The sequence below is a fragment of the Sinomonas terrae genome (assembly GCF_022539255.1).
GTDB lineage: Bacteria > Actinomycetota > Actinomycetes > Actinomycetales > Micrococcaceae > Sinomonas > Sinomonas terrae.
Genome location: NZ_JAKZBV010000001.1, coordinates 2,839,466 through 2,851,826 on the forward strand (window position 1 = coordinate 2,839,466; position 12,361 = coordinate 2,851,826).

At 69.6% G+C, this 12,361-nt stretch carries 15 protein-coding genes; 6 read left to right on the forward strand and 9 right to left on the reverse strand.

What is annotated here, in order from left to right; genetic code table 11:
- Positions 1-9: 9 nt before the first annotated feature.
- The 9 genes from L0M17_RS13120 to L0M17_RS13160 all read right to left on the reverse strand — a co-directional run bounded on the left by L0M17_RS13120 (position 10) and on the right by L0M17_RS13160 (position 7,170).
- Positions 10-798: a hypothetical protein gene (locus L0M17_RS13120; protein WP_241054427.1), complete on the reverse strand. Its 789-nt coding sequence runs from the start codon at positions 796-798 to the stop codon at positions 10-12.
- A gap of 107 nt (positions 799-905) precedes the next feature.
- A complete protein-coding gene (locus L0M17_RS13125) occupies positions 906-1,538 on the reverse strand; it encodes a DUF6318 family protein (RefSeq protein WP_308196879.1) in 633 nt (210 codons plus the stop codon).
- A gap of 59 nt (positions 1,539-1,597) precedes the next feature.
- Positions 1,598-2,080 (reverse strand): hypothetical protein, encoded by a 483-nt coding sequence (locus L0M17_RS13130; RefSeq protein WP_241054430.1) that lies wholly within the window; start codon positions 2,078-2,080, stop codon positions 1,598-1,600.
- A 1-nt stretch (position 2,081) separates the two neighbouring features.
- Positions 2,082-2,840: a 4-hydroxy-tetrahydrodipicolinate reductase gene (gene dapB, locus L0M17_RS13135; RefSeq protein ID WP_241054431.1), complete on the reverse strand. Its 759-nt coding sequence runs from the start codon at positions 2,838-2,840 to the stop codon at positions 2,082-2,084.
- Positions 2,841-2,863: 23 nt separating this feature from the next.
- On the reverse strand, positions 2,864-3,337 hold the full coding sequence (locus L0M17_RS13140; protein WP_241054432.1) for a molybdenum cofactor biosynthesis protein MoaE: 474 nt from the start codon (positions 3,335-3,337) through the stop codon (positions 2,864-2,866).
- Positions 3,327-3,803: a MogA/MoaB family molybdenum cofactor biosynthesis protein gene (locus tag L0M17_RS13145; RefSeq protein WP_241054433.1), complete on the reverse strand. Its 477-nt coding sequence runs from the start codon at positions 3,801-3,803 to the stop codon at positions 3,327-3,329. The genes L0M17_RS13140 and L0M17_RS13145 overlap by 11 nt, the downstream gene beginning before the upstream one ends.
- Positions 3,800-4,354 (reverse strand): cyclic pyranopterin monophosphate synthase MoaC, encoded by a 555-nt coding sequence (gene moaC, locus L0M17_RS13150; RefSeq protein WP_241054434.1) that lies wholly within the window; start codon positions 4,352-4,354, stop codon positions 3,800-3,802. Before moaC ends, L0M17_RS13145 begins: the two co-directional genes overlap by 4 nt.
- Complete coding sequence (locus L0M17_RS13155) at positions 4,342-5,565, reverse strand: molybdopterin molybdotransferase MoeA (RefSeq protein WP_241054435.1); 1,224 nt, start codon at positions 5,563-5,565, stop codon at positions 4,342-4,344. The genes moaC and L0M17_RS13155 overlap by 13 nt, the downstream gene beginning before the upstream one ends.
- Before the next feature lie 3 nt (positions 5,566-5,568).
- Positions 5,569-7,170, reverse strand: a complete 1,602-nt coding sequence (locus L0M17_RS13160) for a molybdopterin-dependent oxidoreductase (protein WP_241054437.1) — start codon at positions 7,168-7,170, stop codon at positions 5,569-5,571.
- Between the two features lie 70 nt (positions 7,171-7,240).
- Between L0M17_RS13160 and moaA the strand changes: the two genes are divergently transcribed.
- The 6 genes from moaA to L0M17_RS13190 all read left to right on the forward strand — a co-directional run bounded on the left by moaA (position 7,241) and on the right by L0M17_RS13190 (position 12,356).
- Positions 7,241-8,293 carry a GTP 3',8-cyclase MoaA gene (gene moaA / locus L0M17_RS13165; RefSeq protein WP_241054439.1) on the forward strand — a complete coding sequence of 351 codons (1,053 nt, stop codon included), beginning with the start codon at positions 7,241-7,243 and terminating at the stop codon, positions 8,291-8,293.
- A gap of 8 nt (positions 8,294-8,301) precedes the next feature.
- The gene (locus L0M17_RS13170; protein ID WP_255731985.1) at positions 8,302-8,571 is read left to right on the forward strand and encodes a MoaD/ThiS family protein; all 270 of its coding nucleotides are present in this window, start codon (positions 8,302-8,304) and stop codon (positions 8,569-8,571) included.
- Between the two features lie 15 nt (positions 8,572-8,586).
- The gene (locus L0M17_RS13175) at positions 8,587-9,426 is read left to right on the forward strand and encodes a TolB family protein (protein WP_241054441.1); all 840 of its coding nucleotides are present in this window, start codon (positions 8,587-8,589) and stop codon (positions 9,424-9,426) included.
- A gap of 92 nt (positions 9,427-9,518) precedes the next feature.
- Positions 9,519-10,598 (forward strand): LolA family protein, encoded by a 1,080-nt coding sequence (locus L0M17_RS13180; RefSeq protein ID WP_241054444.1) that lies wholly within the window; start codon positions 9,519-9,521, stop codon positions 10,596-10,598.
- Positions 10,595-11,533 carry an ABC transporter ATP-binding protein gene (locus L0M17_RS13185; RefSeq protein WP_241054446.1) on the forward strand — a complete coding sequence of 313 codons (939 nt, stop codon included), beginning with the start codon at positions 10,595-10,597 and terminating at the stop codon, positions 11,531-11,533. Before L0M17_RS13180 ends, L0M17_RS13185 begins: the two co-directional genes overlap by 4 nt.
- Positions 11,520-12,356 carry an ABC transporter permease gene (locus L0M17_RS13190; RefSeq protein ID WP_241054448.1) on the forward strand — a complete coding sequence of 279 codons (837 nt, stop codon included), beginning with the start codon at positions 11,520-11,522 and terminating at the stop codon, positions 12,354-12,356. Before L0M17_RS13185 ends, L0M17_RS13190 begins: the two co-directional genes overlap by 14 nt.
- Positions 12,357-12,361: the final 5 nt, after the last annotated feature.

Genomic DNA, 12,361 nt, shown 5'->3' on the forward strand with positions numbered 1-12,361 from the left:
CTGATCCCTTCAGATCCGGCCGTCACCCCTTACACAGAAGATCTGACACCTCCGGCCAGGGACGTCAGGCGCCTGGCGGTGGCGGGGTCGATCGGCCCGTACCCCTCCAGCTCCGGGAACCACGCCCCCGCCGGGTCCGGCTCCGGCACGCTGAGCGCCGCGGCGGCCGCCGGGCGCCCTCCCTCGCCGCTGGTAGTGTGTCGCCTTCGGCGGGGTGGAGGGTTCGGACGGGGATGGTGTCAAGCCGATCACCCGCTCCGCGCACTCCACCACCGCCAGCGCCTCCGCCGCGGAAAGCGACGCCGCCGCGGGCAGGCCCACCGAGCCGTGCAGCGGCGAGGACGACGGCTCGTCCAGCACCACCAGCTCCGCCCAGCCCCCACCCGGCACATCCTCCGAGAACCCCATCTCCTCCGAGAACGCCATCGCGTCTCCGGCCCCGGACGGACCGACTGCAACGGACCCGACCGCCCCGGAGGGAACGCACTCGGACTGGCGGGGGTCGGAGGGAACGGCCACGGAGGGGACCGTCTCCGAGGGAGTGCCGGAGGGAACGGCCGCGGAGGGGACGGCGGCGGAGGGAAGGACGCTAGACGGGATGATCTCGGAGGGAACGGCCTCGGCGGTGATGCCGGGAGGGTTCTCTGAGAGGACGGCCTCGGAGGGGAAGGGGCCGGCCCAGCCTCCGGCCTCGGCCCAGCCTCCGGCCTCGGTCCAGCCCTCCGACCAGAAGTCCGGGCAGGGCTCCGGGCAGACGTCCGGCCGCCCGTGGTCGGCCGCGTGCGGCTCCGCGCTCACCCCGTCACCCCCTGTCCCGTCGGAAATTCCCGTCCCCCCCGACCTCTGATCCGAGCCTACGGAGGACCTCCGACAAAACAAGACCGGCGGAACAAGCCGGACGACACTCAGGCATGCCCGGCTTGCACTGTCTTCCATTGGCCGTGATCGTAGAGGGCGTAGATCGCCTTGGCCCGATCGCTCCGACCGCCGTTGTGCGACTCGGCCACGACGCCGGAAGGGTCCAGCCTCCTTGATGGCGACTCCTCCACGACGAAGAAGCCGAGGACTGCCCCGGGCCGATCCCAAGGCACGTCCGAGGTGAACGCCACGATGCTCCAGCGGGGGCCCTCGGAGATCCAGCCCTTGTCATGGGTGCCGAGGGCTGCCTCCACGTAGCCGGTGCAGATCGCGCAAGAAGGAGCGGAGGCTTCCCTCAGAGGCACGACGTCGCCGCTCTCGAGGGCATAGGTGACGGTATCGAACCAGTACTGCGTGAAGGCAGCAAAGCCTTCGCGATTATTCTGCTTCGCCTGTTCCGGCAGCAAAGGCCTTGCTGCACTACTGGCTACACCGCGAGAACCGGCGCCTCCGGAGGACCGGGCAGCCGAGGGAGACTCGGCGGTCGCCGGAGAACCAGCGGCCTCAGAGGACTTCGCGGGAGCGAGGGGCTGTTCTTTCGGATTCCCACATCCCAAGGGGATCGAGAGCATCACCACGAACAGAGGCAGGAGCCAGTACCGCAACCGTTGCCCAGCCATGCAGTCCCCCTGAGTACGAAACGGGCATTGTTCGCACTCTATGCATGTCCCGAGAAGTCTCAGTGGGACGAGCCCGGCGCCTCCGTAGTTCCACGGTGAAGGGCGATGGCCCGACGCATCGCGGCGCGCGCACGCTTTCGGTCGCCCGAGGCGTCGTAGGCAAGCCCAAGTCGGTACCACGAACGCCAGTCCTCGGGTGCTGCCTCGGTCTCGGACTGGTATCGCGGGAACTCGGCGTCAGCGGCCGAGCGGACAATTCTCCCTCCGGGGGTCCGGGGAAGTGCGTCCACGGGCAGCCCGCCTTCCGCTTCGAGTTCACGGCCCAGTCGCTCGAGCCCGGCTCCGAACATGATCTCGCGCACAAGTGCCCAGGCCCCGATGATGGGCAGCACGAGGTACGCGGCTCCGATGGCCTTGGCAATGAGCTGCGGGTCGGCGAGGAGGAGGATCGCCCGGTTGAGGGTGAGCACGAGGTAGAACACGAGGAGCAGCGCAACGCCAGCGACCCACAGCTTGGTTCGGTGTTCCTTGAGCCAGTCCATTTCAGAGCCCCAGATCCAGGTAACCGTCGAGCCCGACGGTGAGGCCGGGGTGTTCAGCGACCGCGCGGACGCCAAGGAGGACCCCTGGCATGAACGAGGCACGGTCGAACGAATCGTGACGAATGGTGAGCTGTTCCCCGGGGCCGCCGAGCAGGACCTCCTGGTGGGCCACCAGGCCGCGGAGCCGCACCGCGTGCACCCGTACGCCGTCGACATCGGCGCCCCGCGCACCCTCGAGCTGCTTCTCCGTAGCATCCGGGGAGCCACCGAGGCCCACCTCAGTGCGATTGGCCGCTATGAGCTGTGCGGTGCGTACCGCCGTCCCCGAGGGTGCATCGACCTTGTCCGGGTGATGCAGTTCGACGATCTCCACGGACTCGAAATAGCGGGAAGCCTTGGCGGCGAACGCCGTTGCAAGCACCGAGCCGAGCGCAAAGTTGGGAGCTATGAGCACTCCGACGCCCGGGTGCTCGGCCAAGAGGGTACGGAGGACATCCAAACGCTCGCCTGTCCACCCGGTCGTGCCGACAACGGCGTGGATGCCGTGTTCGACGGCGAAGCGGACGTTCCGCTCTGTGGCGTCCGGAACGGTGAGGTCGACGACATAGCGCGCTCCGGCGTCGACAATCGCCTCGAGGGCGTCGTTGCGGCCCAGCGCAGCCACGAGCTCCATGTCCGGGGCCGACTCGACGGCCTTCACCGCCTCGGAACCCATGCGCCCGTTCGCGCCCAGCACTGCCACCGGAAGTCGTTCTGCCATGGGTTCAAGCCTAATGGAGCGCGTCAGCCAAGCGCGGCGACCCATTCCTTGCCGCCGTCGTCGAAGAACTGCTCCTTCCAGATGGGCACTTCGGCCTTGACGCGATCCACGAGGTCTGAGCAGAGACGGAATGCCTCGCCCCGGTGTGCGGACGAGACGGCGCACACGAAGGCGACATCGCCGATCCCGAGATCACCGATCCGGTGCGCGATCCAGACGCGCATGGCTCGCTCCGAAGCCCCGAATCGCTCGAGATGCTCGGCCACCACCGTATCTACCACTCCCCGGAGAGTCGCCTCGGCAGTCGGGTGAGCCGTGTAGTGGAGCCGCAGGACGCCGCGGCCCTCATCGTGGTTGCGCACAATGCCGGCGAAGGAGACGACGGCGCCCGCATCCGGAGTATCCACACCGAGGCGGGCCGCGGATTCGTCCAGTCGTTCAACGGAGATCTGGGCGTTCACGATCTCCACCTGCACTGAGGTCTTGTCAGTGGCCATGGCCGCCCTCCAGTTGGTCGCAGAGATGCCCGATGATCGGGTCCAGCACGGTGAGCCCGTCCATGACCCCCGACGGCGACCCTGGGAGGTTCACGACGAAGGTCTTCCCCGCGACCCCGGCGTGCCCGCGGCTCAGGGCCGCGAGAGGGGTCTTCGCTGCCCCTGCGCGCCGGATCGCCTCCATGACGCCGGGAACCTCGCGGTCGAGGAGTGGCAGGGTTTCCTCGGGGGTGGCATCGTCGGCGCTCAAGCCGGTGCCTCCGCTCGTGACGACGACGGACGGCGCGAGCGCGAGAAGGCCACGGAGGGCGGCACCGACGGAGGGACCGTCTGGAACGACAGCGGCGGGGATGATGTCGAAGCCGTGCTCGGCGAGCCAGTCGGCGATGACCGGCGCGGACTGGTCCTCGTAGATCCCCGTCGCCGCACGCGTCGAGGCGATGACGATGCCCGCGCGGCGGGTCACGCCGGCTCTCCTGCTGTCTCCCCTGACGCCCCCGGCTCCCCCGCTGCATCGCCTGAATCGAGGGTCCAATCGCCGCTCTTTCCACCGCTCTTGGCCAGCACCTTGAGCTCGCTGATCACGGCGTGCTTGTCGACCGCCTTGATCATGTCGTACATACCGAGTGCGGCGACGGACGCGGCGGTGAGCGCCTCCATCTCCACGCCGGTCACCCCGCGGGTCTTGACACTCGCGAGGACGCGGACGGAGCTCTCGGCAAGCTCGAAGTCCACGGTCACCTTGGAGATCGGCAGTGGGTGGCACAGCGGGATGAGCTCAGGGGTCTTCTTCGCCGCCATGATGCCGGCCACGCGTGCGACGGCGAGCGCGTCGCCTTTCGGGAGACCGCCCTCGGACAGGAGCGAGATGACCTCCGTGGTCGTCCGGAGGACGGCCTGGGCGGTCGCTTCGCGGCTCGTCTCGGGCTTCTCGCTCACGTCGACCATGTGCGCGGTGCCGTCGGCACGCACGTGCGTGAGGCTCTGGGCGGATTCGGAGTCGTTCACAGGAGCCATACTTCCACGTCGGCCCCAGCGTCGAGCTCCGTCACGTCCTCGGGGGCGAGGACGAGGGCGTCCGACGCCGCGAGCGCCCCCAGCAGGTGCGAACCGGGACCGCCGACGAGACTCACGCGCCCGTCGTCCCCGAGGCGCGCTCGGCGCACTTGGAGCTTTCCGGAGGGCGAGTCGAGGGGGTCTGCGAGTGGGAGCCGAAGGCGCGGCCGGGCGGCCGGCGAGCCGAGGAGTTCCGCGAGGACGGGCCGAAGGAGGACTTCCCACGAGACCCAGCAGCTGACGGGATTTCCGGGGAACCCGAGGAACGGTACGCCGGCTACAGTGCCAATCCCCTGCGGGCCACCGGGCTGCATCGCGAGGTGGACGAACTCGACGTCGGCGTCCGCCAGGGCGAGCTTCGTCGCCTCGAACGCGCCTTTCGAAACGCCCCCCGTCGTCACAAGGAGGTCCGCGGATTCGGCACAGTCCGCGAGTACCGCCCGGAGCGCGTCCGGATCGTCGCTGCGCACCGCCGTCGCCCTCGCCTCGATCCCCGCCTCGTGCAGGGCCGCAACCAGGAGCGTCCCGTTGGAGTCGTAGATCTGGCCCGGCAAGAGAGGCTGGCCGGACGCGGCGAGCTCGGCTCCCGTACTGATGACGGCGACCCGTAGCGGAGCGCGGACGGGAACCTCGGTGAGACCCAGTGCGGCGGCCAGGCCGAGCTGCGCGGGGCCGAGCCTGGCCCCGGCGGCAAGGACGACGTCGCCCGCGGCCACGTCGCTCCCGGCTCGCCGCACATAGCTTCCCGGCTCTGCTGCAGGCAGCACGACGCGCGCGTGGTCCGACAGCTCGGTCGCATCAGGGAACCGCGGGGGCTGTGCCCTTTCGACGGGAACGACGGCGTCGGCGCCGGCGGGCAGCATGGCGCCGGTCATGATCGGTGCGGCCTGCCCTACCCCAAGCGGAACCGGGGCAGCACCAGCGGGGATGGGCTTTGCGACAGCGAACTGCCGCACAGATCCCTCATGCCTCGCCCCGAAGTCCCCGCTCTGCACCGCGAAGCCGTCCATCTGCGAGTTGTCGAAAGGCGGGAGACTCAGCGGCGCGGCAAGGTCACGGGCGAGGGCGAGGCCGAGTGCCCGCTCGAGTGGCCGCACCACGGGCTCCCGCTGGGCGAGCGGCGCGAGGAGGGCCCGGATGGACCTTCGGTAGTCGGCGACGCTCGTTCCCATGCCTCAAGCTCCTGCCTCGATCGTGACGGTGTGGTAGCCGGTCGCCCCGTCGGGCGGCGGCGGCGCCGTCTGCTCCGCTTGGAGAGCTCCGGTGCCGTCCGTGGCACGCACGCTGATCTGGTGCTTCCCTGCGGAGAGCTGCACCTTTGCCGACCATTGGTACCACGTGTCCCGGGAGATCCCCGTGCCGAGCGTAGCTGGCTGCCACGGGCCTTCGTCCACCATGACCTCGACTTTGGAAATGCCGCGGTGCTGCGCCCATGCCACACCGCCGACCATGAGATCGCCGGTCGGGACCTGAGCCGCGTCCTTCGGCACATCGATCCGCGACGACGTCTTGATCGGGCCGCGCTCGGACCAGCCGCGCGTCGACCAGTACGCCTGATCTGCGGCGAACGTGGTCACCTTGAGCTCGCTGACCCACTTGGTCGCGGACACGAAGCCGTAGAGGCCCGGCACGATCATCCGGACTGGGAAGCCGTGCTCGGGCGGGAGCGGCTCGCCGTTCATGGCGATGGCGAGCATCGCGTCCGTCCCCGTATCCGTGAGGACTTCGAGCGGCGTGCTCGCCGTGAAGCCGTCGACGCTGCGCGAGAGGACCATGTCCGCCCCTGGCTTCGGCCGCGCTCGTGCCAGAAGCTCTCGGATGGGCCACCCGAGCCAGCGGGCATTGCCAATGAGGTTTCCCCCGACGGGGTTCGAGACGCAGGCGATGGTCACGTAGCGCTCGACCAGCGGCTTGGCCAGAAGCTCCTGCCAGGAGAGGCTGAGCGGCTCCTCGACCATTCCGGTGACCTGCAGCGACCAGCCGCTGGGGTCTACAGACGGGACGACGAGCGCCGTATCGATCCGGTAGAAGCTCTCGTTGGACGTCACTAGCGGGTCGATGCCGGAGAGCCCCAGCGATGCGGTCTGTGGAATTGTCGGGGCAGGGGAGGCGGGAGCCGGCAGCCTGAGGGCTTCCCGCGCCGCGCTGGCGGCGAGAGCGGTTCCGCGGACGACGGCGGTCACGACGCCGCCGAGCGCGACGACGACGGCGCTGCCCGCCATGACCCGGAGGAACTTGCGCCGGGCGAAGCCGGATCCCTCTTCGCCTCCTCCGGGACCGCCCGGGTAACTGTCGTCCGCGTACATCCCGTCTGCACGGAGCGTCCGCACGAGCCAGCGCACAAGGGCGGCGGCCACTGCAGCCGCGGCGACTGCGCAGGTGATGGCGAGCGGATTCGAGAGCGAGCGTGTCGCCACTGCGGCGATGCCGACGATGCCGATGAGAGTGGCGATGGCTACACCAGTGCCTGGACGCCGGAATTCGAAGACGCCCGCCGCTGCCCCGACAGCCAACAGGACGATCGCGATCACGGTGACGAGGAAGGTCTTGTCGCCGGTCCCGAACGTCTGGATCGCCCATTCCTTGGCGGTGGGGGGCGCAAGGTCGACGACGGCGCTCCCGACGGCCGAGACAGGGCTGAGCGATGGGCTCGCGAGACCCGCGAGAAGCTCGCCAGTGAGGACGCCCGCGATGGCCGCGAGCACTCCCGCTGCAGCGGACCACCAGTACGGATGCCGCGCCGTGCGGACCGGGGGGCGCAGCTGGGTTGCTCCCATGGATCCAGAATAGTTCCGCATCCTGAGCGCGAGCGGGGCGTGGTAGGAGTCACTGGCGTAACGTGGACTCATGACAGTAGAGCGCCCGGCATTCGAAGGGCTTCGGGATCGCTTCGGGCGCGTTGCGACCGACCTTCGGCTTTCCTTGACCGACAAGTGCAATCTGCGCTGCTCGTACTGCATGCCCGAAGAGGGCCTCGCGTGGCTTTCGAAGCAGGCGGTGCTCTCGGCGGAGGAGATCGTGCGGCTCGTCGGCATCGGTGTTGACCGGCTCGGAGTCCGCGAGCTCCGGCTCACTGGGGGCGAGCCGCTCGTGCGGGCCGACGTCGTCGAGATCGTCGCGGCGCTGCGGGCCGCCCACCCCGACCTGCCCATCGCGCTGACGACCAACGCCGTCGGACTGACCGCGAAGGCCGCGCCGCTCAAGGCGGCCGGCCTGAGCCGGATCAACGTCTCCCTGGACACCCTCCACCCAGAGACGTTCGCCCAGCTCACCCGCAGGCCGTTCTTCGACCGCGTCCTCGCGGGCATCGAGGCTGCCGACGCCGCGGGCCTCGGGCCCATCAAGATCAACGCCGTGCTCATGCGCGGGATCAACGACGGCGACGGAGCCGAACTCCTGGAGTGGTCCCTCGAGCGCGGCTATGAGCTGCGGTTCATCGAGCAGATGCCGCTCGACGCCGACCACGGCTGGACCCGGGACGGGATGATCACCGCTTCCGAGATCCGTGAGCGTCTCGGCGAGCGGTTCGACCTCTCACCCGACCCGAGGGAGCGCGACGGCGCCCCGGCCGAGCGCTTCGAGGTGCGAGCCCGCGGGGCTGCCGCAGCCGATCCTCCGCTGGGGACGGTGGGCATCATCGCCTCCGTGACCGAACCATTCTGCGCCGACTGCAAGCGGACCCGGATCACGGCCGAGGGCAAGGTCATGAGCTGCCTCTTCTCCCGTGAGGAAGTCGATCTCCGCGACCTCCTGCGCGGCGGCGCGGGCGACGACGAGATCGCCTCCCGCTGGCAGGACGCCATGTGGCTCAAGCCACGCGCCCACGGGATGGGCCACGTGGGCCTCGGCGCGCCCGACTTCGTCCAGCCCGACCGCTCCATGAGCGCGATCGGGGGCTGAAGACACCCATGGTCATCACGCTCCGGTACTACGCCGCGGCCTCCGCCGCGGCAGGCGTGGAAAGCGAGACGCTCGAGGTGCCCGACGGCGCGACCCTCGCCCGGGCGCTCGAGGCCGCGCGCGCCGTCGCCCGTTCGCCGCGTCCCGACGCGCCCGGGCTTGAAGAGGTCCTCCGCCGGTGCTCGTACCTCGTCAACGAGACAGCGGCGAGGGACCCGCAGCGGCGACTCGCCGAGGGCGACCTCGTCGACGTCCTGCCGCCGTTTGCGGGCGGCTAGCAGGAGGATGAGGGAGTGATTTCCCAGGTCTTCACTACGTCGATCGGCGGCGACCCCGAACTCGTCCTCGAAACCCACCACATGCACCTTGAGGCACCCAACTGGACGCGGGACAGCCGAGCGCTGGTGCTCAACGGCGACGGAGTCCTGTGGCGCTTCGACCTCGGAAGCCACGATCTTGACCGCATCCCGATCTCGGGCGTCCCCGAACTCAACAACGACCACGTACTCGACATCGACGGCGAGCACGCGTTCGTCTCGGCGAATGACGGGCACATCTATAGGGCGCCGCTCGCGGGCGGCCGAGCTGAACGTGTGACCAACGAGACCGGGCGGCAGCAGTTCCTCCACGGCGTGAGCCACGACGGCAGCACCCTCGCGTACGTGGGCCTCGAGCCGGGAGACGGCGACGTCCGGGGGCAGGCGAACATCTTCACGATCCCGGCCCAGGGCGGTCCCGACCATCAAGTCACGTTCGGCACTGCACCCGCCGATGGCTGCGAGTTCTCCCCCGACGACGAATGGATCTACTTCAACACTGAGGCGTTCTCGCCGGGTCAGGCACAGATCGCACGGATACCAGTGAACGGCGGGGAGCCCGAGCAGCTCACGTTCGACGAGCGGGTCAACTGGTTCCCGCATCTCTCCCCCGACGGCACGGCGGCGGTGTACCTGAGCTACCCGCTCGGGACGACCGGCCACCCCGGCGGTCGCGACGTTGAGCTGTGCGTGGTCGCAGACGACTGGAGCGAGCCAGTCCGCCGACTGCCGCTTTGGGGCGGCCAAGGCACGATCAACGTCCCGAGCTGGTCGCCCACGGGCGACCGCTTCGCGTACGTCGCGTACCAGCCCTGAGGATCCTGCAGAGGCCTGAGAGGGCTGAGAGCACCTCAGAGATACGACTCAGGGAGGACGACACGCTCGGGCACCCGGCGTAGCGTGGAGGTATGAAGCGCATTTGGACCCGATGGCTCCCCGCGGCCGCTGTGCCAGCCGCGGTGGCGGTTGCTGTGCTGGCAGGAGGGGCCTCGGCTGTGACTCCGCCGTCGCCCTCGACCCCCGAGCAGGTGCTCGCCCTCGTCGCGGGACACACCGCCCAGCGATTCTCGGGGACGATCGAAGAGAAGACCGACCTCGGGCTGCCTTCCATCCCGTCCCAAGCGCTCGGACCGGCGACGAGCAGCTCAAGCCTCGGTTCCGCCGCGACAGTCCTCGAACTCCTCACGACGCCCCACACCGCGCGCGTCTACGCCGACGGCCCGACCAAGCTTCGAGTCCAGGTCATGGACCAGCTCGCCGAGCGCGACGCCGTCCGGAACGGGAGCGACGCCTGGACCTACGATTCGAAGACCAACACCGCAACTCACCTCAGCCTGCCCTCCGGCACGACGGCCCCCAGGATGCCGGCCCCCAGCATGCCTGCCGTCACCCCTGACCAGCTGGCCCAACGGTTCCTCGCAGCAGCCGGCCCGAGCACGAACATCGCCCTCGGCCCGACGACGACGCTCGCCGACCACACCGCCTACACGCTCGTCCTGACCCCGAAGACCTCGGACACCCTCGTGGCGTCGGTGCAGATCGCCGTCGAATCACAGACCGGCCTTCCGCTTTCCGTGGACGTGTACGCGAAGGGCCAATCCGACCCTGCGTTCCACACCGCCTTCCAGAAGCTCGATCTGAACGCCCCTGACGCTTCGGTCTTCTCGTTCACACCTCCAGCCGGCGCCACAGTCAAGCAAGAACAGCTTCCCGCGCGGAAGACGGCTTCTGAGCCGACGCCGAAGCCGACAGCAACGGCTCCGCACAAGAGCGCTGAGCCCGCGAAGAGCTGGGACTCCGTCGTCGTCATCCCGGCCGACAAGGTCCCCGCAAGCTTCACCGGCTCCGCGCTTGTGAAGCAGCTGGCTTCCCCCGTCGCAGACGGACGCCTGCTCTCGTCATCCCTCCTGAACATCCTCATCACGAACGACGGAAGGGTCATCGCCGGCGCCGTCCCCGCAGCGACCCTCATGGCCGCCGCCAAGTGACGGAAGCGCTCGCTGTCCGCACCAACGGACTCACCAAGCGCTTCGGGCGCCAGACCGCCGTCGACGGCCTTGAACTGGCCGTGCCCCAAGGAGCCGTCTTCGGCTTCCTCGGGCCCAACGGCTCCGGGAAGACGACGACGATCCGCATGCTGCTCGGGCTTGTCGCCCCGACGGAGGGCCACGCCGTCGTGCTCGGCGAGGAGATGCCCGAGCGGCTCGGCAGCGTGCTCCCCCGAGTGGGTGCGCTCGTCGAGGGTCCGGCCTTCTACCCATTCCTCTCCGGTGAGGCGAACCTCCGCCGCCTCGACACCGCAGACCTCCAATCCCCCGCAGGCACCCGCTCAGCGCGCGTGGCTCGCGCGCTCGAGCGGGTCGGGCTCGCCCACGCCGCCCGCAAGAAGGTCCACGCCTACTCGCTCGGCATGAAGCAGCGTCTCGGCCTGGCCGCGGCGCTGCTTGTGCCTCGCGAACTGCTCGTGCTCGACGAGCCGACCAACGGGCTCGATCCTCAGGGCACGCGGGAGGTGAGGACGCTCATCCGCTCGCTCGCCGACGACGGCACGACGGTTTTCGTCTCAAGCCACCTTCTCGCCGAGGTGGAGCAGATCTGCACCCACGCTGCCGTCCTGCGGGCGGGGCAGCTCGTTGCCCAGGGGCCTCTCGACGAGCTCCGCGGAGCTGCGCACCACCGCGTCGAGGTCCAGACGCCTGACACCGGGGTGGCGGCGGACGTCTTGCGCAAGCTCGGTCTGGCACCAGAGATCGCGGCCCCGGACCGGCTTGTCGCCGAGGCCGACGGCGCTCCGCCCGCTGAGGACATCGTCGCCGCCCTCGTGAGGGCCGGAGCCCGGGTGCGAGGTTTCAGCGCCGCGGGCGCGAGCCTCGAGGAACGCTTCGTCGAGCTCACCGGGGAGGGGTTCGATGTCGCCGAATAGGGTCCCGCCCGGCGCCAGGCTCTTCGCGTCCGAAGTGTCCGTGCTGTTCCGGCGCTGGCGCACGTGGGCCATGCTCGCGGCGCTCGCCGCCGTCCCGGTGCTCATCGGGCTGGCGGTCCGCTTCTCGCCCAAGGGGCCGCCCACGGGGCGCGGCCCTGCCTTCCTCGACCAGATCACCCACAACGGGCTCTTCGTGGGCGTCGTCGGGCTCGTAGTCTGCACGCCCCTGTTCCTCCCGCTCACGGTCGGGGTCGTGTCCGGCGATACGATCGCGGGCGAAGCCAACCTTGGGACGCTGCGCTACCTGCTCGTGGCACCCGCGGGGCGGCTCCGCCTGCTCGTGATCAAGTACCTCGCCTCGGCGGTGTTCTGCGTCGCCGCAGCATTCGTCGTCGTCCTCGGAGGGGTTCTCGCAGGCCTCGCCCTGTTCCCGGTCGGGCGTGCGACCCTGCTCTCAGGCGACACGATCGGTCCCGGCGAGGCCTTCGGGCGGCTCCTGCTCATGGGGGCCTTTGCCACGGTCTCGCTGCTGGGCCTCGCGGCCATCGGGCTCTTCGCCTCGACGATGACGACAGTTCCCGTCGGCGCGATGGCCGCGACGGTCGTGCTCGCCGTCGTCTCCCAGGTGCTCGACGCGCTCGACCAGCTCGACTGGCTGCACCCGTGGCTCCTCAGCGACCACTGGCTCGACCTCGCGGACCTCCTGCGCCAACCGATCTCGTGGGGATCGTTCGGGACGAACGCCCTCCTTCAGGCAGCGTACGTCGCGTTCTTCGGTGCGCTCGCCTACGGACGCTTCAGCACGAAGGACATCCTGACCTAAAGCCA

Excerpts from the sequence above, each read along its gene's own strand:
- L0M17_RS13125 (WP_308196879.1), bottom strand. The coding sequence starts at position 1,538 with ATGGCTGGGCAACGGTTGCGGTACTGGCTCCTGCCTCTGTTCGTGGTG.
- L0M17_RS13130 (WP_241054430.1), bottom strand. The coding sequence starts at position 2,080 with ATGGACTGGCTCAAGGAACACCGAACCAAGCTGTGGGTCGCTGGCGTT.
- dapB (WP_241054431.1), bottom strand. The coding sequence starts at position 2,840 with ATGGCAGAACGACTTCCGGTGGCAGTGCTGGGCGCGAACGGGCGCATG.
- L0M17_RS13140 (WP_241054432.1), bottom strand. The coding sequence starts at position 3,337 with ATGGCCACTGACAAGACCTCAGTGCAGGTGGAGATCGTGAACGCCCAG.
- moaC (WP_241054434.1), bottom strand. The coding sequence starts at position 4,354 with ATGGCTCCTGTGAACGACTCCGAATCCGCCCAGAGCCTCACGCACGTG.
- L0M17_RS13155 (WP_241054435.1), bottom strand. The coding sequence starts at position 5,565 with ATGGGAACGAGCGTCGCCGACTACCGAAGGTCCATCCGGGCCCTCCTC.
- L0M17_RS13160 (WP_241054437.1), bottom strand. The coding sequence starts at position 7,170 with ATGGGAGCAACCCAGCTGCGCCCCCCGGTCCGCACGGCGCGGCATCCG.
- moaA (WP_241054439.1), top strand. The coding sequence starts at position 7,241 with ATGACAGTAGAGCGCCCGGCATTCGAAGGGCTTCGGGATCGCTTCGGG.
- L0M17_RS13170 (WP_255731985.1), top strand. The coding sequence starts at position 8,302 with ATGGTCATCACGCTCCGGTACTACGCCGCGGCCTCCGCCGCGGCAGGC.
- L0M17_RS13180 (WP_241054444.1), top strand. The coding sequence starts at position 9,519 with ATGAAGCGCATTTGGACCCGATGGCTCCCCGCGGCCGCTGTGCCAGCC.
- L0M17_RS13190 (WP_241054448.1), top strand. The coding sequence starts at position 11,520 with ATGTCGCCGAATAGGGTCCCGCCCGGCGCCAGGCTCTTCGCGTCCGAA.